Here is a 275-nt window from a genome sequence, read left to right on the forward strand (position 1 = left end):
GCCCCGCCCCAACCCCCGCCGCGGCCTCCTGCGCCGAACCGGACGGCTCGCCCTGGCGCTCACCGCCGTCGCGGCCGTCGGCGGTGCCGCCGGGATCGTCGCCCTCGTCGGGGACGACGACAGCCGGTGCGCGCCGCCCCTCCAGCTGCGCGTGCTCACCGACCCCGACCTGGAACCCGTCCTGACGGCCGCCGCGAACGCGTACACCGCGTCGCAGGAGAACCGGGGCGGATGCCGGAAGAGCGGGATCGGGGTGTACAGCGCGCGGGTCACCG

The 275-nt window shown here is 77.8% G+C and carries 1 protein-coding gene; it reads left to right on the forward strand.

All coding sequences use genetic code 11. The features are described 5' to 3' along the window. Nucleotides 1–275: hypothetical protein (locus AOK24_RS30585; RefSeq protein WP_159052037.1), on the forward strand; the 275-nt coding region annotated here is incomplete at both ends.

It is taken from the genome of Streptomyces niveiscabiei (assembly GCF_001419795.1).
Lineage (GTDB): Bacteria > Actinomycetota > Actinomycetes > Streptomycetales > Streptomycetaceae > Streptomyces > Streptomyces niveiscabiei.